This window comes from Streptomyces sp. NBC_01260, from assembly GCF_036226405.1.
GTDB lineage: Bacteria > Actinomycetota > Actinomycetes > Streptomycetales > Streptomycetaceae > Streptomyces > Streptomyces laculatispora.
The window spans coordinates 5,046,547-5,067,196 of the sequence record NZ_CP108464.1; the positions used below are offsets into that span (position 1 = coordinate 5,046,547).

At 69.9% G+C, this 20,650-nt stretch carries 12 protein-coding genes and 2 pseudogenes; 12 read left to right on the top strand and 2 right to left on the bottom strand.

Features of this window, described 5'->3' with window-relative positions:
- Positions 1–2 precede the first annotated feature (2 nt).
- The 4 genes and pseudogenes from OG322_RS22435 to OG322_RS22450 form a co-directional block, all read left to right on the top strand.
- Positions 3–623, top strand: a complete 621-nt coding sequence (locus tag OG322_RS22435; RefSeq protein ID WP_123459780.1) for an ArsR/SmtB family transcription factor — start codon at positions 3–5, stop codon at positions 621–623.
- The gene (locus tag OG322_RS22440; protein WP_329306839.1) at positions 620–1,936 is read left to right on the top strand and encodes an MFS transporter; all 1,317 of its coding nucleotides are present in this window, start codon (positions 620–622) and stop codon (positions 1,934–1,936) included. The genes OG322_RS22435 and OG322_RS22440 overlap by 4 nt, the downstream gene beginning before the upstream one ends.
- Positions 1,937–2,322: 386 nt before the next feature.
- Positions 2,323–2,487, top strand: a pseudogene (locus OG322_RS22445) (hypothetical protein); the annotation flags it as partial.
- Between the two features lie 64 nt (positions 2,488–2,551).
- Positions 2,552–3,103, top strand: a pseudogene (locus tag OG322_RS22450) (UTRA domain-containing protein); the annotation flags it as partial.
- Between the two features lie 183 nt (positions 3,104–3,286).
- Here the strand turns inward: OG322_RS22450 and OG322_RS22455 are convergent.
- Positions 3,287–3,862, bottom strand: a complete 576-nt coding sequence (locus OG322_RS22455; protein ID WP_123459778.1) for a TetR/AcrR family transcriptional regulator — start codon at positions 3,860–3,862, stop codon at positions 3,287–3,289.
- Between the two features lie 104 nt (positions 3,863–3,966).
- Here OG322_RS22455 and OG322_RS22460 point away from each other — a divergent pair, with 104 nt between their 5' ends.
- From OG322_RS22460 to OG322_RS22495, 8 genes are all read left to right on the top strand, one after another.
- Positions 3,967–4,833 (top strand): SCO6745 family protein, encoded by an 867-nt coding sequence (locus tag OG322_RS22460; protein ID WP_329306840.1) that lies wholly within the window; start codon positions 3,967–3,969, stop codon positions 4,831–4,833.
- 135 nt (positions 4,834–4,968) lie between these two features.
- Entirely contained in the window at positions 4,969–5,724 is a 756-nt protein-coding gene (locus tag OG322_RS22465) for an HNH endonuclease family protein (RefSeq protein WP_185095411.1), read from the top strand.
- 159 nt (positions 5,725–5,883) lie between these two features.
- Positions 5,884–6,267, top strand: coding sequence for a hypothetical protein (locus OG322_RS22470; protein WP_148085505.1), 384 nt, complete (start codon positions 5,884–5,886; stop codon positions 6,265–6,267).
- 972 nt (positions 6,268–7,239) lie between these two features.
- On the top strand, positions 7,240–17,091 hold the full coding sequence (locus OG322_RS22475) for a LamG-like jellyroll fold domain-containing protein (protein ID WP_329306841.1): 9,852 nt from the start codon (positions 7,240–7,242) through the stop codon (positions 17,089–17,091).
- Positions 17,092–17,099: 8 nt separating this feature from the next.
- Positions 17,100–17,675, top strand: a complete 576-nt coding sequence (locus tag OG322_RS22480) for a suppressor of fused domain protein (RefSeq protein ID WP_164494334.1) — start codon at positions 17,100–17,102, stop codon at positions 17,673–17,675.
- A 121-nt stretch (positions 17,676–17,796) separates the two neighbouring features.
- A complete protein-coding gene (locus OG322_RS22485) occupies positions 17,797–18,297 on the top strand; it encodes a hypothetical protein (RefSeq protein ID WP_123459772.1) in 501 nt (166 codons plus the stop codon).
- Entirely contained in the window at positions 18,248–19,120 is an 873-nt protein-coding gene (locus OG322_RS22490; protein ID WP_329306842.1) for a hypothetical protein, read from the top strand. Before OG322_RS22485 ends, OG322_RS22490 begins: the two co-directional genes overlap by 50 nt.
- Before the next feature lie 248 nt (positions 19,121–19,368).
- A complete protein-coding gene (locus tag OG322_RS22495; RefSeq protein WP_329306843.1) occupies positions 19,369–19,557 on the top strand; it encodes a hypothetical protein in 189 nt (62 codons plus the stop codon).
- Positions 19,558–19,637: 80 nt separating this feature from the next.
- On the opposite strand, the gene OG322_RS22500 is transcribed toward OG322_RS22495, so the two are convergent.
- On the bottom strand, positions 19,638–20,555 hold the full coding sequence (locus tag OG322_RS22500; protein WP_148085504.1) for a hypothetical protein: 918 nt from the start codon (positions 20,553–20,555) through the stop codon (positions 19,638–19,640).
- Positions 20,556–20,650: the final 95 nt, after the last annotated feature.

Genomic DNA, 20,650 nt, shown 5'->3' on the forward strand with positions numbered 1-20,650 from the left:
TCATGGACTCCAGCAACCCCCTGGGCGATGTCGAGATCACCGATCCGCAGGCGATGCGGGCACTGGCGCACCCGGTGCGGCTGTCGATCCTCGACCACCTGCACCGGAACGGACCGGCGACCGCGACCGAACTGGCACCGCATGTGGGAGCCACTCCCTCGGTGACCAGCTGGCACCTGCGTCACCTGGCGGCGTTCGGGCTGGTGCGCGACAGCGAGCCCGGGCCGGACCGCCGGAGCCGGCGCTGGGAGGCGGTGGCGCGCGGATTCCGGTTCGAGGAGTCGCAGGACCCGGCGGACGACGAGGGCCGGTCGGCCGCGCGGGAGCTCTCGCGGCAGATGTTCCTGCGCTACGCGGACGCCCCGGTCCGCTGGTCGGCCGAGGTCGAGCCGGGACTCGATCCCGCGTGGCGCAGGGCCGCCGGGCTCGCCAACACCCGGATCAGGGTCTCCGCCGCGGAACTGGCCGCCATCCAGGACGGGATCGAGCGCGTCCTCGCGCCGTACGTCACCCGCGACCCGGCCGACCGGCCCGCCGACAGCCGTGAAGTCGTGCTGATGCGCTACGCCCTGCCGGAAGGTGACGGGGAACCGGGCGAGGGCCGGGCGGGGCGGACGCGGTGAACGGCGCGGACGGGACCCCCGCCATATCGCTGTGGCGGGACCGGCGGTTCACCCGGTTCTGGGCGGGCAACTCGGTCTCGCAGTTCGGTGACCGGATCACCGAACTGGCCCTGCCCCTGATCGCTGTCGGCGCGCTCAACGCTTCGGCCAACCAGGTGGCCTGGCTGACCGCGCTCATCTGGACCCCCAACCTGCTCGCGATCCTTCTGGGCGCCTGGGTCGATCAACAGGCCCGCAAACGCCGCCTGATGATCCTCGCGGACCTCGTGCGCGCCGCGGTGCTGCTGAGCCTGCCCGCGGCCTACCTGCTGGGGGCGGTGACGCTCACGCAGCTGTATGCCGTGGCGTTGCTGACGGGCGCCGCCGGGGTGCTGTTCAACACGGCCTATCCGCCGTTCTTCGTACGACTCGTTCCGCGTGCCTCCTATGTCGACGCGAACAGCAAACTCAGCGCCAGCCGTTCGGTTTCGTACGTCGCAGGCCCCGCGATCGGTGGCGTACTGGTCCAGGCGCTCACCGCGCCCGTCGCCATCGTGGCGGACGCCCTGACCTTCCTGGCATCGGCGGTCCTGATCAGCCGGGTCCCGGTCGACGAGCCGCCGAAGGGCGCGACCGGCACGGCCGGCCCCTCGCTGGTCCGGCGTGCCAGGGAGGGCCTCGCGTTCGTCGGGGGCCACCCCGTGCTCCGGGGCACTCTCGGCTGCGCGGCGACCGTCAACTTCTTCACCTTCGTCGCCGGCAGCGGACTGATCGTGCTCTTCGCCAGCCGGAGCCTGGGGCTCTCGGCGGGCACGATCGGTGTCGCGCTCGGACTGGGGGCGACCGGTGCCCTGCTCGGCGCGGTGTGCGCCCCATCGATCTCGCGGCGGCTGGGTGTGGGGCGCAGCATCGTCGCGGGCGCCGTCCTGTTCCCGGCGCCGATCGCCATCGCCGCGGCGGCGGGCGGCCCTCCCTGGCTCAGCGCCGGGGCGTTGGCGGCGGCCGAGTTCCTCTCCGGATTCGGCGTCATGATGTTCGACGTCAACCTCAACTCCCTCCAGGCGTCGGTGATCCCCGACCGGATGCGCAGCCGCGTCGCGGGGGCGTACAGCACGATCAACTACGGCATACGGCCCGTGGGCGCCGTCGCCGGCGGCCTGCTCGCCACGCTCGTCGGACTGAGGCCGACCCTGCTCATCGCCGCCGTCGGGGGAGCCCTGTCGGTGCTCTGGCTGCTGCCCTCCCCGATACCCCGCATCCGCTCCCTGGACCCGGACACCCTTGCGGACGTGGTCGGGGATGCGGGTGACGACAAGCGGCCGCTCCGCCAGTGACCGGCCGGTCCTCGGTCCGGTGGATGTCGACGCTGAACTCGCGTCCGGGTGGTGCCCCGTGCGGCAACGCATTGGTGGCGAGTTCCGACACGCACAGCTTTATGTCCTCGACCAGGGAGTGAAGCCCCCACTTGAGGAGGGCACCGGTGACGAATTCGCGTGAGGCACCAACAGAGGTGCGCCTGCGAGGAAAGCGTCGTTGCTGAGACAGGGACACGGTGGTTCACCGCCTTGCTCGCGGAACGTAACGGATGGCGACTGCACTGCTATTCGCGAAAACCAGCAAGGTTTAACCGATGGGAGAAGGCTCGGGGTCGCCCACCGTGTGATGCGGCAGGCTGGTGAAAGGTGTTGGCGGCAGAGGAGAACGACATGGGCGGCAGTGAATGGACCAGCGCTTCGGTGCCCTATCTCGTCGCGCCCTCCGGAGCTCCGGGCGACACGTGGGCTGCGGAGGCCGCCGCCGAGGGGCGCCGGGGCAGTCAGCGCCTGTCCAGGCGGGCGAGGTAGCGGCGCCGGGGGCGGTCGCGGAACTGCTGGGGGTGGCCGCCGGGCAGAGTGTCGTCGCTCGGCGCAGGATCATGTATCTCGACGGTGAGCCGTGCGAGTTGACGGGTAACGGTCCGCGAGCATCGCCAGCGAACCGTCCGCCCAGCCTCGTACATGGCACCGGCAGGTGCGGGAGAGCCGTACCGCTGGCTGACCGAAGCCGCCAGGACAGGCTCCCGCGCGCACAGCACACTGCTTGAGGTGGCCGAGTGCGAACCTCCCGCAGATGTGGCCGAGGCCCTTCGCCTGCCGAAACGCGGCATCGCGCTCCTGCGGCGCCAGCTCCTCATGGTCGACGACGAACCCGTCGAACTCGTGTCGTCGTACTACCTGCTGGAGATCGTCGGCGGCACGGCGATGACGGGGCGCCGGAAGATTCCCGGCGGTACGCCCACGCTGCTCGCGGAACTGGGCCACCCGCCGCGACTCGGCGTGGACCGGGTCTCGGCGCGGGTGCCCACGCAGGATCAGCACCAGGCGCTGCGGCTGCCCGGTGGGCTGCCGGTTCTTCGGACGCTGCGCGTCGTCTACAGCGAGGCCGAGCGGCCCATCGAAGCGACCGTCATGGTGAAGGCGGGCCATCTGCACGAGGTGCGGTACGAGTTCACTGCCGAGTGAGCGGGGCCGGGGCGCGGCGCGGCGGCGGGGCCGTGCGAGGCTGCTCAGGTCCAGGGCCTCGGCCGTCGCCCGGTATCCCGCCGGGTGGACAGTTCGACGCGGGGCCCGGGTCCAAGTCGTCGATCACGTGCGCGCGACACGGTCAAGCGCCCATCGGCTCCGGCTATTCCCCTTGGGTGAGGGTCAGTTGGTCCCGTCCGGTGCGAACATCACTGCGGTGAGCGCCCGGAACACCTCCTCCGGGTCCTGGTCGCCCACCGCGCCGCCCAGGTTGCCGCTCAGCAGCAGCGTGGCGAAGCCGTGGGCCAGGGACCAGGCGGCCGTGCCCGCGAGCACCGGGTCCTCGCCGCGGCCGGCGGCGGGGAGTCCGCTGACGCCCGCACGCAGTTCCACCGAGGCCCGGAGCTTCGCCGCCACCAGTTCCGGATCGTCGGCGCGGCAGAGCTCCGGCTGGAACATCACCTGGAAGTGCGCCGGGTGCTCGGTGGCGAAGCGCACGTACCGCACACCTCGCTCCCGCAGGTCCGGGGCGTCGGCCAGCGCGTCGGCGAAGAGCTCGTAGCCCTCGGTGGCGATGGCGGTGAGCAGGCCCGTGCGGTCCTTGAAGTGGTGGGCGGGGGCGGCGTGGGAGACGCCGGCCCGGCGGGCCAGGTCGCGCAGACTCAGCGCGCCGGGGCCCTCGGTGCGGATGACGTCGAGGGCGGCCGTGAGGACGGCCCGCCGCAGATCGCCGTGGTGGTAGGCGCGGGTGCTGGTCATGACAGCAGATTACGCGGAATCTAGGCATTGACAAGTTAGGGGGTGGGGTGCACTCTGGGGATCTAGTCACTGGCAAGATGCCTGTGGTTGCGGAAGGCGGAGACATGTCCGACGAGCTGGGTCGCGCACGGCAGATGTGGCACCTCCTGGAGCCCCTGCACGCTGTCCTCTACTACGCGCCGGAGGCCTTCGAGGAGGCCTCCGCGCTCGGCTACCGGGTCGACGAGCGCTGGCCGAGCTACTTCGCCTGGCGGGCCGCGCCGCTCGGGGACGCAGGGGCCGACCGGGTCGCCGGGGCCTTCCACAGCTTCAGCCCGGCCATGGTGGACGAGCACGTGCCCGCCGTCTGGTCCGTCGCCTCGTCCGCCGACGTGCTCGCGGCCCGTACGAGAGCCGTCGACCGCACGTACCGGACGCTGCTGGGGGAGGCGTGCGCCGCTGCGGACACGGCCGAGGCCGTCGCGCTCCTGCGCCGCGTCACGGAGGCGGCCGACACGGCGGACCGCCCGCTCGCCGCGGCCAACGCGGCGCTGCCCTGGCTGGACGAACCCCACCTCGCGCTCTGGCGGGCGGCGACCGTCCTGCGCGAGCACCGCGGTGACGGCCATCTCGCGGCGCTCGCCCACGCGGAGCTCGACCCGGTCGAGTCGCTGGTGTCCTTCGCGGCCGTCGGCGCGGCGGCGCCGGAGGTGTTCGCGAGCCGGGGGTGGAGCGGGGCGCAGTGGGACGAAGCCCGTCAGCGGCTGCTCAAGCGGGGGCTGTTGAGGGGTGACGGCATGGCGACGGACGCGGGCAGGGCGCTGCGCGCCGAGGTCGAGCGGCGTACGGACGAGGCGGCCGCCGCCCCGTGGCGGGAGCTCGGGGAGGAGGAGCGGGAGCGGCTCGTCGAGTTGCTGGGGCCGTTGTGGGTGGCGGTGATCGGCTCCGGGATGCTGCCCTCGGAGACGACGCTGGGCATCGGCAAGGTGTGATTCGGACCGCATCCGGGGTGAACGGAGGTCATGAACACGTCGCGGCGGGGAAGACGTCCGTAGGATTCCCGAGTTGGTTCGGCTTTCTCCCCGTCAGGACGGCTTCGAGTGATATCTTCCCGCGCTTACCGAGTGATGGTGCCCGCCCTCGGCGTGGCCGCTGTGCTGGCCCTGGCAGGCTGTGACCCCGAGAAGATCACCTCCGGTGCCGAATCTCCGGGCGCCGGCTCGAACGGTGGCGGGGGGCCGGTCACCGGCTTCGGTGCCAGTCCGCTCGACAACGCCGACGGCACGAAGCCGGGCCTGGCGCCCCTCACCTCCGACGCGGACAGGGCGGCGGCCCGGAAGGTCATCGAGAAGGTGGCCACCAAGGGGCGCGGCCCGAAGACCGGATACGAGCGGGACAAGTTCGGGTACGCCTGGAAGGACTCCGTCGACGGCATACCGCTCTCCCGCAACGGCTGCGACACCCGCAACGACCTGCTGGCCCGGGACGGCAAGAAGGTCGAACTCCGGTCGGGTTCGAAGTGTGTGGTCGTCTCGATGACCCTCAAGGACCCGTACACCGGCTCGTCCATCGAGTGGCGCAAGAAGCAGGCCACCAAGGTCCAGATCGACCACGTCATGCCGCTGTCGTACGACTGGCAGATGGGCGCCGCCCGCTGGAACGAGGCCAAGCGGCAGCAGATCGCCAACGATCCGCTCAACCTCCTCCCGGTGGACGGCCCGGCCAACAACGCCAAGCGCGACTCGGGCCCCGCGACCTGGCTGCCGCCGTACAAGCCGGTCCGGTGCTCGTACGCGCTGCGGTTCGCCCAGGTCTCGCTGAAGTACGAACTCCCGGTCACCACAGCGGACAAGAAGGTCATGCTGGAGCTGTGCGGCGGCTGACCCCGCTCGCGGGCGGGGCCCGCCCGGCGGGGCGCCCGCTGTGCCGGACCTGTGAAGGAACGGTGTACTGTACGGCGTCCGAATCCGTCGGGCGTCTGTGCGAACGGCCCCGGCCGTCGCGGGCGGGCGCGCCCGCGTCCCTCCCGTAAGGAACAGAGCGTGAAGTCTGCTGTGCCCGTGGCCGCCGAGGTGGGCCCCCGTCCGGCGACGGCGGTGATGACGGCGGCGCCCCGAGTCCTGCTGGCCGCGGTGCCCCTCGTCACGCTCGGCATGCTGTCCTTCGTGCCGTCCCTCGTCGTTGCCGCGCGGCGGCGACGGGCCGCCGACTGGCTGGTGTGCGCCGGGTTCACGGCCGGCAACGTGGCCTGGGTGATCTGGGCCGCCCTGACCCCGGCCGAGACGCGGGGCGCGGAGTTCGCGGCGGACCTGCTGCTGGTGCTGGTCACCACGCTCGGGGCGGCGGCGCACGTCCTGTTCGCCGGGTCCGGGCGGCGCACGGCCGGCCCTGTCGCCGCCGGCCCCGTCGCCGCGGGTGCCGAGTGAAGACCCGGCGCACCTGGCGGGGCGTCAGGCCCGAGCCGCGGGGCCGCCGGTCCGGCGTGCGGCGGTTGCTCGACGGATCGGCGGAACTGCTGCGCGGCCGCCGGGGCGCGTGGGCGGGGGCCGGGCTGCTGGTGGTGGTCTGCGCCGTCATTGCCGCATGGCTGTTCGGCGGCGACGACGAGGCGGCGAGCCCGCCGGACACCAGGGCGCGCCAGTACCGGGACTTCGACGCCTGTCTGCTCACCGGGGAGGACGGCATCGCGGCCGGGACCCCCGCGGCGGCCGTCTGGCAGGGCATGGAGCGCGCCTCCGGCGACAAGCGGGTCCGGGTCACTCATGTCCCGGTCATGGGCGAGCAGTCGGCGGCGAACGCGCTGCCGCATCTGAACGGCCTGATCCAGCGGGACTGCGAGGTCGTGCTGGCCACCGGTCCGGCCCAGACGGAGACCGAGCTTCGACGCGAAGACCAGCAAGCGGAACGCGAAGAAGTCCACCGCGACCTCCGACTACTTCGTCAACGCCGACGGTTCGACCACGGTCCGGCACTACGCGAGCCGGTCCAACTTCAAGGCCGCCGACGGCGCCTGGAAGCCGATCGACACCGAGCTGACCCAGGACGCGGACGGCACGCTCCGGCAGAGCGCCAACTCGCTCGACGTCGAGTTCGCACCCGACGCCACCGACCAGCAGCTCGCCTCCGTCGACTTCGGATCGGGCCGCAGCCTCGCCTACGCGCTGCGCGGCGCGAAGAAGGCCGCCCCCACGGTCGACGCCGACAACACGGCGACGTACGCCGATGTCCTGCCGGACACCGACCTGCTGCTCTCCCCGCTCGCCGACGGCCTCAAGGAGCGGCTGGTCCTGCGGTCGGCCGACGCACCCAACTCCTGGCTGTTCCCCCTCGACCTCAAGGGCCTCACCCCGCGCATCGCCGACAACGGCGACGTCCGGTTCACCGACGGGGACGGGGAGGTGACGGCCACCATTCCCCACGCCTTCATGGAGGACTCCCGCACCGACCCCCGCTCCGGCGACGCCGCGACGTCCCGGGCCGTGACCTATGAACTGACCACCGCCGACGGCAAGCCCGCGCTGCGGCTGACCGCCGACCGCGACTGGCTGGACGACCCCGCCCGGGTCTATCCGGTCACCGTCGACCCGACCATCGCCGCCGGCAACTCGACGTACGCGCAGAGCACCATCGGCGGTGACCACTCCACCGAGAACCAGATCAAGGTCGGCAGCTACGACGCCGGCACCAACAAGGCGAACTCGTTCCTCCAGTTCTCCTCGCTGGGCACCACGCTCAAGGGCCAGCGGGTCACCGCCGCCACGCTGAACGTGTACGCGATCTGGTCCGCGACCTGCACCGCCGAGCCGTTCTCGGTGAGCCCGGTGACCAAGTCCTGGACCCCGGCCGGTGTCACCTCGTACCCCGGTCCGGCGTACGGCGCCGCGATCGGCACCGCCACCGTCGCCCCGGGAGCCTCCTGCAGCAACGACGCGGGCGGCACCAACGACCTGAACGTCGGCGTGAAGATGCCGGTGAAGCTGTCCACCGGATGGTTCGACGGCGTCGCCACCGGCAGTGCCAACTACGGCCTGGCTTTGACCGCACCGACCGGCGACGGGCTGCACTGGAAGAAGTTCCACTCCGACAACAGCACCAAGGCGGCCTTCCGGCCCGCGCTGGATCTGACGTACACGCCCAACACGGCGCCGCAGATCAACGCCCAGTACCCGCCGGAGAACCACCAGTCGAACACCCTCCAGCCGGAACTGCTGGTCTACGCCAGCGACGCCGACAAGTGGCCGATGCCGTCGCTCACGTACGCCTTCGAGGTGTACGACGCGGACACCGACAGCACCACGCCCGTCGCCACCTCCGGGGTCATCACCAAGAGCAGCTGGAAGATACCCGCCGGCAAGCTCAAGTGGAGCAAGAACTACGCCTGGTACGTCAGCGTCACCGACGGATACGACTCGGTGATGTACTCGGCGAGCCGCTTCGCCACCGCCGTACCGCAGCCGCCGGTCACCTCCGGCCTCGCCCAGAACACCGACGGCCACGAGTTCGACCCGAGCGATGCCAACTACACCACCGAGGACACCGACGCCGAGATCGAGGTCGTCGGCCCCTCGCTGTCGGTGGAGCGCTCGTACAACAGCCGCGACCCGCGCACCGACGGGGCCTTCGGCGCCGGCTGGGCGACGGTCACCGACATGACGGCCGCCGAGGTGAAGGACGGCTCCGGCACGGTCACCAGCGTCGTGGTCACCTACCCGGGTGGCGAGCAGGTCGCTTTCGGCCGCAACGGCGACGGCACCTTCGTGCCGCCGATGGGCCGGTACGCCCGGCTGGCACCGGCCGCGTCGGGCGGCGGTTACACGCTGACCGACAAGGACTTCACCGCCTACGCCTTCCAGCAGGCGGTGACGGGACGGGCCGGCACGTTCGCGATCTCCTCGATCAAGGACTACGCGAACCGTGCGGAGACCTTCACCTACACGGGCGGCAGGCTCAGCAAGGTCACCAACACCACCTCCAACCGCTCGCTGGCCTTCGCCTGGCAGACACCGGCCGGTGCCACCGCGCCGCACGTGGCGACCGTGACGACCGACGCCGCCAAGGCGGGCGACGCGAGCACCGCCCAGGTCTGGCAGTACGGCTACACCGGTGACCAGCTCACCAAGGTCTGCCCGCCCGCCGACCCCACCAAGTGCACGGTCTACGGCTACGCGACGGGCAACCACTACCGCACCACCGTCATGGACGCGGACCCGTTCGCGTACTGGCGGCTCGGGGAGACCAGCGGTTCGGCCGCCACCGACACGATCGACCTCAACCAGGGCAAGTTCAACGGCCTCTACCGCAACGTGAGCCTCGGCGGTACGGGCCCGTTGGCCGGCTCCACGCAGAAGGCCGCCACCTTCAACGGCACCACGTCGTACGTCGAGATACCCAGCGCCCCCGGCGCGACGCCCTCGTACACGACGGTTTCGCTGTGGTTCAAGACCACGCAGGCGGGCGGTGTCCTCTTCTACTACGGGGACAAGCCGCTCAGTGACGCCGACCCGGTCGCGAACACGAAGAAGAACACCCCGGCGGTGTACGTCGGCACGGACGGCAAGCTCCGCGGCTGCCTCGCCATGTCACCGGGGTGCATGACCACGACGGCCTCCACGGCCACCGTCACCGACGGCAAGTGGCACAACGTCGCCCTCACCGGCGCGGCCACCAGCCAGACGCTCTACCTCGACGGCGCCAAGCAGGGCAGTCTCGCCGGCACCATCAACGACTGGGAGCAGCCCTACATCTCCTTCGGCGCCGGGGTGAACACCGACGGCTGGCCCGCCATGAACGCCTCCGACAAGCTGGGGCACTACGCCGGGCAGCTCGCCGAGGTCGCCGTCTACACCGAGGCACTCGACCCGTCGGTCATCACCGCGCAGTACCAGGCGGCCAACCGGTCCGCGGGGCTGCTCAACAAGATCACCACGCCGAACGGCAAGACCCAGTCCGCCGTGACCTACGGCACCACCGACGACCTGGTCCTCCAGGCCACGGACGGCGACGGCGGCACCTGGAAGCTGAACCCGGCCACGGTCACCGGCTCGTCCCAGGTCTACCGCTCCGCGGTGATGGGCTCGGCCCCGGCCGGATACTGGCGCCTGGACGACACCCAGGGCGCCGCGCAGGCCGCCAACGAACTGCACACCGGCTTCGGTACGTACAACAGCGTCACCCAGGGCGTGGCGGGGCCGTTCGGCGCCGGTGACGTCACGGCGGCGCAGTTCAACGGCACCAGCTCGTACGCGGAGGTCCCGTACGCGTCCTGGCACGGGAAGGGCGACCGCTCCGTCGAGCTGTGGTTCAAGACCGCCAAGCCCGGTGTGCTGGTCGCCGACCAGGCCAAGGCCGTGAACGACGCGGCCGGGGCGAGCGGCAACTACAGCCCCGTCCTGTACGTCGGCTCCGACGGGAAGCTCCGCGGGCACTGGTACAGCGCGGCCGGCTCGGCCACCACGGAGTTCGGGTCCAAGGACAAGGTCGACAACAACGCCTGGCACCACGCGGTGCTCTCCGCGACCGGCACCAAGCAGGCGCTGTACGTCGACGGCGTCAAGCAGGGCGACTACAGCGGGGCGCCGAACGACCAGGCCAACACCCGGACCTTCATCGGTGCGGGCTTCGCCAAGGGCTGGAACAACCCGCCCGCCGACGTCAGCTACTTCACCGGCTCCATCGCCGAGGTCGCCGTGCACGCGGGCGGGCTCACCGAGGAGCAGGTCGAGCAGCACTGGTCGGCGTACAAGGCCTCCGCGGGCGTCGCCCCGGTGCGGACGGTGAAGCTCACCGACCCCACGGAGAAGACGCTGACGTACGTGTACGACGCGGAGATGGGCAACCGCCTGCTCACCGCGATCGACACCAACGGCAAGCGGACCACATACGGCTACGACACGGCGGGCTTCCTGCACACCGTGACCGACGCCAACGGCAACCGGTCGGTCACCGGCCACGACATCCGCGGCAACACGGTCTCCCAGACCATGTGCCAGGACACCGCGGCGGGCAAGTGCGCCACCGACTACTACACGTACTACCCGGACGCCACGACGGCGTTCCCGCCGATGGACCCACGCAACGACCTGGTGCTCACCGAGCGCGACGGCCGTTCCTCGGGGCCGGCGGACAACACCTACCTGACCGCCTACGTGTACGACACGGCGGGCAACCTCACCTCGGTGACGACGCCGCCGGTGCCGGGCCATCCCAACGGCCGGACCGCCACCACCACGTACACGACCGCCGCCACCCCGGCGGCCGAGGGCGGCACCGCCAAGGCGCCGGCCGGGCTGGTCGCCGAGGTGGTCACACCGGGCGGCCGGAAGACCGAGTACGCCTACTTCGCCGACGGTGACCTCGCCGAGGTGACCGATGCCAACGGAGCGAAGGAGCGGAGCACGTACGACGGCCTCGGCCGTCAGCTCACCAGGACCGAGGTGTCCGACGCCCAGCCGGGCGGCCTCACCACGACCCTGACGTACGACAAGGACGACCAGGTCGTCACCGAGACCGACCCGCCGGTCACCAACCGGGTCACCGGCGCCGTCCACACCGGGCGGACGACCACGGTGTACGACGCCGACGGCAACGTCTCCTCGCAGACGGTCGCCGACCTCACCGGCGGTGACGCCTCCCGCGCCACCTCGATCACCTACGACGCCTACAACCGCATGGCGTCCCGGACCGACCCGGGCGGCGACACCACGTCGTTCGAGTACGACGTGTACGGCAACAAGGTCAAGGAGACCGACCCGGCCGGCAACGTCAACACGTACACGTTCGACGGGGAGGGCAGACCCCTCACCACCAATCTGCTGAACTACACGGGCGACCCGGCCAACCCCTCGCCGGCCACGACCCTCGTGCAGGAGTCCCGGGCCTACGACCCGGGTGGCAGGCTCGCTTCGATCGCCGACGCGATGGGCCAGGTCACCGCGTACACCTACACCGACGACGGACTCGCCGCCACGGTGACGCGCAAGGACCCGGTCAACAACCTCTCCTTCACCGAGGAGGCCAACACCTACGACGCGGCCGGCAACCTGATCAAGCAGGTCACCAACGACGGGCAGACCGTCTCCGCGTTCACCGTGGACGCGTCCGACCGCACCACGTCCTCGGTCCTGGACCCGGGCGGGCTCGCCCGGAGCACGAAGGTGAGCTACGACCCGGACGACAACGTCGTCTCGGAGAGCGACCTCGACCCGGCCAACGGCCGTACCAGCACCGAGGACACGCTCTACGACAACCTCGGCAACGTCACCGGATCCACCCTCCACGACGGCACCACCGCACCGGTGGCCCGCTGGAAACTGGCCGAGACCAGTGGCGCTTCGGCCGCTGACTCGTCCGGCGGGAACCGGACCGTCACCTTCGGCAGCGGAGTCACCCACTCCACCGAGCACGGTGGCGCCGCCGTCTTCGACGGCACGGCGAACGCCTACGGCCAGACGGGCGCGGTGGTCAACACGGGCGGCTCCTTCACCGTCTCCACGTGGGTCAAGCTGAACTCCACCGCGGCCAACAACACCTTCCTGGCCCAGGCCGGGAAATCCGCCAGCGGTTTCCAGCTGTACTACTCCACGGCGTACGGCTGGACGTTCAACCGGCACAGCGCGGACATGTCGGGACCGGTCATCGTACGGGCCAGCTCCGGCACCGCCGCGGTGACCACGGGTACCTGGACCCATCTGACCGGTGTGTACGACCAGGAAGCGGCTCAGATCCGCTTGTACGTCAACGGCGTCCAGGCCGGCACCTCGACGGCGTTCGCCACTCCCTGGGATGCCACGGGCCCGCTCCAGATCGGCCGCAGGGTCGCCGACAAGGAGAACACCAACGGCGCGCTCAGCGACATCCAGGTCTACGGCGAGGCGCTGACCACGTCCCAGGTGACCGCGCTCAAGGGCGGCACGCTGCCGGCGGCGGGCAGTTCCGTCCGCACCAGCAGCTGGAAGCTGGACCAGCGCGGCCTGCCGCTGGCGATGACCGACGAGAACGGTGTCACGACCGACTACGGCTACGACGAGGCCGGTCAGCAGACCAGCGTCACCGAGCCCGCCGTCAGCAGTGAGACCGGGGGCGGCACCCCGGTGAGCGTGCGGCCGGTCTCGATGACCGGCTACAACACGTTCGGGGAGGACACCGAGTCCTCCGACCCGCTCGGCAAGGTGGTGACCACGGCGTACGACGCCGAGGGCCAGGAGTCCTCGACGACGATGCCGGACTACACCCCGCCGGGTGCCTCGGCCCCGATCACGGCCGCGACCTGGAACGAGTACAACAAGCTCGGTCAGGTCACCGCCGAGGTCGACCCGCTGGGCAAGCGCACCGAGTACACCTACACCCAGCTCGGCGACCTGGCCTCGGTCCGGGAGCCGGGCGGCGCCACGACGCGGTACACGTACACCGCCAACGGCGACCAGCTGTCGGCCGTACGGCCCGGCGGCGCCCGCCAGGAGACCACCTGGGACTACCTGGGCCGCCCGGTCACGGACACGGACATCGTGCGCCAGCCGACCGAGCGGGCGTACACCTCCATCAACGAGTACAAGGCCCCGGGAGGTGAACTCTCCCGGACGGTCAGTCCGACCGGGGTGAGCGAGTCCTACAAGTACAACGTCCTCGGCGAGACGACCGAGGTGACCGACTCCGCGGGCGCCACCAGCCGCTTCACGTACGACATGGACGGCCGGCCGCTCACGTCGGTGGACGCCGACGGCACCAGCACCGCGAACACCTACGACGGCTACGGCCAGCTGGTCGCCACGAAGGACCTGGACGAGACGGGCAAGGTGCTGTGTACCAGCAGTTCCACCTACGACCGGGTGGGCAACCCGACATCGGTGACCGACTACCGGGGTCACACCGTCACGCTCACCAGTGACGCGACGGGGCTGATCACCAAGGCGGTCCAGCCGGTCTCGGAGACGGAGTCGGTCACCACGACCTTCGGCTACGACGCGGCGGGCAACCGTACGCGCTTCACCGACGGCCGCGGCAACGCCTTCCTCACCACGTACAACGCGTGGGGCATGGCGGAGAAGGAGATCGAACCGTCCACCCCGGCCCATCCGGACGCCGCGGACCGCACGTTCACGATGGTCTACGACGTCGCGGGCCGTCCGAAGGAGCAGCGCTCCCCGGGCGGGACCGTCGTCAGCAACGAGTACGACGACCGGAGCCGGCTGGTCCGCCAGCACGGCACGGGAGCGGAGGCGGAGACCGCCGACCACACCTACACCTATGACGAGGACGACCAGGTCACCTCGGTGGCGGGTGCGGGCGAGGAGAAGGACACCTTCTCCTACGACGACCGCGGTCTGCTCCTCTCCGCCAACGGCCCCTCCGGGTCCTCCTCCTTCGCCTACGACGGCAACGGGGCGATGACCTCGCGCAAGGACGCGTCGGGCACGTCGACCTTCGGGTACGACACGGCGGGCCGGCTGAAGACGGCCGTGGACGGGGCGACCGGCACGTCGATGACGTACGGCTACGACGTCGAGTCCAACGTGACGTCGATCGAGTACGGCCAGGGCAAGGGGAGGCGTGACTTCTCCTACGACTCCCTGGGGCAGTTGACCACCGACCGGCTGACCTCGCCGGCCGGCAAGTCGCTGGCGTCGTTCTCCTACGGCTACGACCTCAACGGCAACGAGACGTCGAAGACGACGGCCGGTGTCGCCGGGGCGGGTACGAACACGTACACCTACGACTGGGCGAACCGCCTGTCGTCCTGGAACAACGGGAGCGCGACCGAGCAGTACGGCTACGACGCGTCGGGCAACCGGACGCGCGTGGGCGGTGACACCTACACCTACGACGCCCGCAACCGCCTCACCTCGGACGGGCAGAGCACGTACACGTACACCGCTCGCGGCACGATGAGTTCGGTCACCGACGAGGCAGGTGTGCAGACGTCGGTGAAGGCGGACGCCTTCAACCGGGTGATCAACGAGGGCGAGCGGACGTACACGTACGACGGCCTGGACCGGACGCTGAAGGCGACGGACGCCCAGGGCGGTTCGGTGTACGACTTCGCGTACAGCGGCGTCGGCAACGATGTGGCGTCCGACGGCGGTACGGCCTACAGCCGCAACGTCGACGGTTCGCTGCTCGGCATCAAGTCGGCGATCGGCTCGGTGCTCGCGCTGACCGACATCCACGACGACGTGGTGGGCCAGTTCACCGCGGACGGCGAGGCACTGACCGGGTCGACGACGTACAGCCCGTTCGGCAAGGTCGAGCAGTCGCTGGGCATGGTCGGGCGTCTCGGCTACCAGTCGGGGTGGACGGACCCGGAGACCGCCAAGGTCAATATGGCGGCGCGCTGGTACTCGCCGGAGACCGGCCAGTTCAACAGCCGGGACACGGTGGGCATGAACCCGCTGCCGACGTCGGTGTCCGCGAACCGTTACGCGTACGCGGACCAGAACCCGATGACGGCGACGGACCCGACGGGTCACTGGCCGAGCTTCGTCGACAAGGCGATCAAGAAGGTCAAGAAGAAGGTCAAGAAGGTCGCGAAGTCGGCCTGGAAGAAGACCAAGACGGCCGTCAAGAAGGTCGCGAAGAAGGTCAAGGCCGCCGCGAAGAAGGTGAAGAAGGCGGTCAAGAAGGTCGTCAAGAAGGCCAAGCGTGTGGTGCGCAAGGCCGTGCACTATGTGGCCGACAGCGTCAAAAAGGTCAAGAGATATGTCAAACGCACGTACAAGCGCGTAAAGAAATACGTCCACAAGGTCGTCAAACAGGTCAAGAAGACGGTCCGCAAGGTGGCCAAGGCCGCCGTGCATGTGGCGAAGAAGGTGGTGAAGGCCGCCAAGAAGGTCGGCAAGGCCGTCAAGAAGGCGGCGAAGGCGACGGCCAACTTCGTGAAACAGCACGCGTCGACGATCGCGGCGGTGGCCACCGGTGTGGTGGTCTTCGCGGGTTGTACGGCGGCGACCGGTGGCGTGGGTGTCATCGGCTGCGGAGCCCTGGCGGGCGCTGCGGCGAACGCGGTGGGCTACGCGATGAGTGACGGTCCCAAGTCGCTGGGCGGCTTCGTGACCGCGGTCGGCGTGGGAGCCGTGACCGGCGCCCTCGGCGGTGCGGCCGGCGGCGCGGCCTCCGGTGCGGTGGGCCGTCTGCTCGCCGGTGTCGGCGGCAAGGCGCTGAACGGTGCGGCGATGGGCGCTGCGGGCGGTGCCGCGGAAGGCGCGGTCGGCTACGGCGTCTCCTGTGTGACCAGCGAGGAGGGCTGCAGCGTCTCCGGCGCGGCGAAGGCCTCGGCGGTCGGCGCGGTGACCGGTGGTGTGTTCGGCGCGGCGGCGAGCAGGTTCGGCCGCAAGGGCTGCACACCGCACAGCTTCACCGGCGCCACTCCGGTGGTACTGGCGAACGCCACCATCAAGCCGATCTCCGAGATCAAGGTCGGGGACTACGTCCTGACGGCCGAACCGGGCAAGAAGAAGAAGGAGAAGCACAAGGTCAAGGCGGTCATCGTCACCAAGACGGACCGCGAGTTCGTCGATGTCGTCGTGTCCACGAAGTCGGGCCCGAAGACGATCCAGACCACCGAGCACCACCAGTTCTACGAGGCCACGAAGGACGCCTGGACTCAGGCGGCCGACCTCAAGGCCGGACAGAAACTGCAGAGCGAGTCGGGTCGGCCGACCGTGGTGATCGACGTCAACGCGTACACGGCGCAGCGCGTCACGTACGACCTGAGCGTCGAGGGCCTGCACACGTATCACGTGGGTGCGGGTGACACGGCGGTGCTGGTGCACAATGACAACGGCTCGCAGGGTCCCGCGTGCGGCGTCGGTGCCGCGGCCGCGGACGCCAACGGTCAGTGGCGCAACCGGGGGCGTTTCGCCGCCGATCCGGACCGTGTCGCGGCGGGCACGCCTCACGCGGACGGGATGCTGCGCGGGACGAACGAGTCCGGTCAGACGACCAGCCGCGCGAGCTTCCGGGTGCCCGTCCTCGCCAAGATGTGGAACGACGCCGAGGTGGGTGTGCTGGCGAGCGGACAGCCCGGCCGGGTCTGCCCCAGAAAGGGGCCGAACTGTGTCGGTGTGGTCGGCGGCGATCCCACCAAGGGACAGGACCGCGGCGGGCAATGGGACGGCGGTCACTATCCCGAGAGTTGGTCGAACCGGAAATTCCCGACCAACGTGACTCGCGAGCAGGTGCTCAATAATTACAATACGGATGTACGACTCGAATGCGTTCCGTGCAACCGTGGCGCAGGAAACAGAGAGGACGGGTAGTAAAGAAGATGGCTGTTCTGATCGACCATCTCGAATCACGTCTGGGTCGACTCGTCGGAGCATGGTCGGTCAGGGACGGCGCTCCGGAGGGTGCCGCAGAGGTGGGGTACTTCACCGGCGGCGTCCTCGACGGAGTCCAGTCCTACGCCACCACCACCCTGCACCGGACGCACCTGGTCTCGCCCACCACGGGTGATCCCCAGCATCTGGAACTGCTCGGCTGCACCCACCCCGTTGCCGGGGACGAGTACGGTCCTTTTCCCGGAGTGCTGGAATGGGCGGCGGAGCGTCTGGCGACGTCCGGAACGGCGGTGCTGCGGGGGGACGTCGTGCCCCTGCCGATGCCGCTGCGTCCGGGCGGAACGCTGACGCACCTCTACGCGGCGATGCCGGTCTACTTCGACGACGACTTCTTCTCCGTCGACCTGGAGAACGGGACGCATGTCTCCGTGGTGTGGCTGGTGCCGCTCCACGGCGTCGAGGCGGATTACGTCACGAAGAAGGGATGGCCCGCCTTCGAGGAGGAATTGACCAAGCAGGATCCTGATCTGTTCGACCTCGACCGTCCGCCGATGAGCCTGTAGCCCCGGCAGCGGGATGAGCGCGGGCCTCCGGCACACTCCGGGGGCCCGCGTTCGTGTCCAAGCATCCGCACGGGGGCCGCCGGGCTCTCCCAGCCCCGCCCCGCCAGACGCGACGGGCAAGGTGCTGCGTGCCAGCAGTTCCACCTACGACCGGGTGGGCAACCCGACATCGGTGACCGACTACCGGGGTCACACCGTCACGCTCGTCAGTGATGCGACGGGGCTGATCACCAAGGCGGTCCAGCCGGTCTCGGAGACGGAGTCGGTCACCACGACCTTCGGCTACGACGCGGCGGGCAACCGTACGCGTTTCACCGACGGGCGCGGCAACGCCTTCCTCACCACGTACAACGCGTGGGGCATGGCGGAGAAGGAGATCGAACCGTCCACCCCGGCCCATCCGGACGCCGCGGACCGCACGTTCACGATGGTCTACGACGTCGCGGGCCGTCCGAAGGAACAGCGCTCCCCGGGCGGGACCGTCGTCAGCAACGAGTACGACGACCGGAGCCGGCTGGTCCGCCAGCACGGCACGGGAGCGGAGGCGGAGACCGCCGACCACACCTACACCTATGAAGTCCCAGTTCAAGCTGAAGGCCGATGCGCTCAAGCAGTTCGGTGATGAAGGGAAGCTTGTCAAGGCACCCAATCCTCTTCCGGCGAGAGCCGGTACCGAGAAGGGCTACAAGCAGAACTTCTTCAAGAAGGTCTACGCTCAGTTCAACGACAAGAACCCGGAATTCGTTGCGGCGGCCCGCAGGAGAATCTTCGGAAACATGAACCCGGATCACGTCTGGGAACTCCAGCTGGGTGGACCGGACGTCCGGAGCAATCTCCATATGCTTGATGCCACCACCAACCAAGTCATTGGTCGGCATCAGGCAGCAGATCATGCATCTGCCGGATTACACGCCCATCTCGGTCAACATTCAGGGGCCCTAATGATCACAGAAGAATTCAGGCAGAGCCTTGCCAGGGCTCGTGAAGCCATCGACTCCAGCGAGGAGTGGAGCATCTTCAACTCCGTTCCGGCAGGGGTTTCCCGGCGGCCGGACCTGGATGCTCCGGAGGAGTACCTGGACTTTCTGATGGCTGCAAACGGGGCCATCATGGGGTCCGTGGTGATCCTCGACAGGAAGTACGCCGAGAAGTCGCAGGGGCTGATCTCTCCCAACAGGGTCGAGGTCCCCGAGGACCCGGACGACTGGTTCGTCGTCGGAAAGATCAACGAGAATCCGATGCTGGTCAATCGCCGGGACGGCTCGGTCTGGACCTACCCGGACATGCTGACTTCCTGGTGGGCGAGCCGTCGATTCGAGCGAGTGGCGGACAGCCTCGCCGAGTTCGTGTCGGAGCAGGCACTCGGCTCGGGGTACCTGCGCATCACGGGTTCCACGGAGACCGATGAGTGGTGGCAGTTGCTGCGCCATCTGGGAAACGTGTAGAGAACGACGCTCCGTGACCGCTCGCTCTCCGCGACCGGCAAGCGCAGCGGTGCACTGAACCGGACTGACCAGGTCCGGGACAGGTAGCACGCCCGGCCGGGGACTCCGGCCGGGCGTGCTGCATGGTCGCGGCAAGCACACCGGGAGAGCAGGGAACGACGGCCATTCGTGACCGCGGATCGTGGCTACCCGTGATTCCAGGCCGCGCCGACGTGCTCTGCTCGTGTGGGGCTCGGACGGACCTGCTGGTGACGGTGGCGAGCAAGGAGTGGGACGGCGGGAGCCGCAGCTGGATTCCGCTGGAGGATCTGGCCGCGTCGCAGGAGATGGACGCCAACACGCCCACCCAAGTCATCGTGGGGCGTTGGGGCTCCATGAACGTCTTCCTCTGCCGGGCGGACCCCACGCACCCGCCGCAGCTCAGCTTCCAGGGCTGAGGTCCGCCGCCGGCACCGAGGCGGCGGCCTGGAGGATATGGGCAGGTTTGCCGGTCTCAAGGTGGTGAGGGCCGTACTCGTCAGCGCGCGGACCGCTCCGCCCGCGTGGCCCCGGCGCTCTGCGCCGAGTATCGCGCCGCCTCCCTGATCGCCGTCACCGCGTCGGCGGTGCGGCGCGGCGACGATCGGACCGTACGGCTGAACTCGACGTGCAGGAAAGGAAGTTCGGCCGCTGCCGCAGCTCGGCCCTGGACGTTCGTGCGGCCCTCCAGGGAGCAGCGGCGCACCCAGACCCGGCAGACGTCGAAGCCCTCCCGCTTCAGTGCCGCCGCCAGCCCCTCGCCCCAGGCGCGGCCGTGGTCGCCCTTCCCGGTGGAGACGATCACGTCGTAGTCCGGTTCGGTGGAGTCGGCGTAGCCGTGGAGCTGGATGCCGGGCAGCCGGTGGGCGACCAGTTCGGCGCAGACCGCGTGGAAGACGGTGTCCCGGCGGTGGGCGACGTCGGCCGCGTCGCCCTCGCCCGCCCTGCGGTTCGCACCCGCCAGGACCATGACCCCGCCCGGTGTGGCCCGCCAGGCGCCCACGCCCAGCTTCTCGCTGTCGGCGTCGGCGACCGGGTGCGGGACCTGGACGGACCAGGTCGCAGCGGGGCGGGACAGGTCGATGTACACGCGCCCCCAGCCGCGGGCGGACTCCGGGGCCCGGTCGGCGATCTCGGCGAAGCGCCGGCCGGTGGCCGTGTCCGTGAAGGTACTGACCCCGAAGTCGACCTCGGCGAGGAGTCGTGCGGCGTCCTTGTGGCGGCCGTCGAGATAGAGCCCGACGCCGTCGGCGATGGTGCGGCGGTCCAGGGCCGTCGGCGGGTGGAAGGCGCTGCGGCGGATCGTGCCCTGGGTGAAATCGTCGATCCGGGCTGCCAGGTCGACGCCGTCACGGGGCCGGGCATGCTGCGGCCGGCCCTTGTCGGAATCCCCTCCTCCGGAGGGGGTGACGAGCACCACAACAGCCGCTACGACAGCTGTGACCAGCAATGTTGCAGAGATCGCCGAATTTTTGGCCCATTTGCTCGTCATATTGAAGTAAAAATACATGG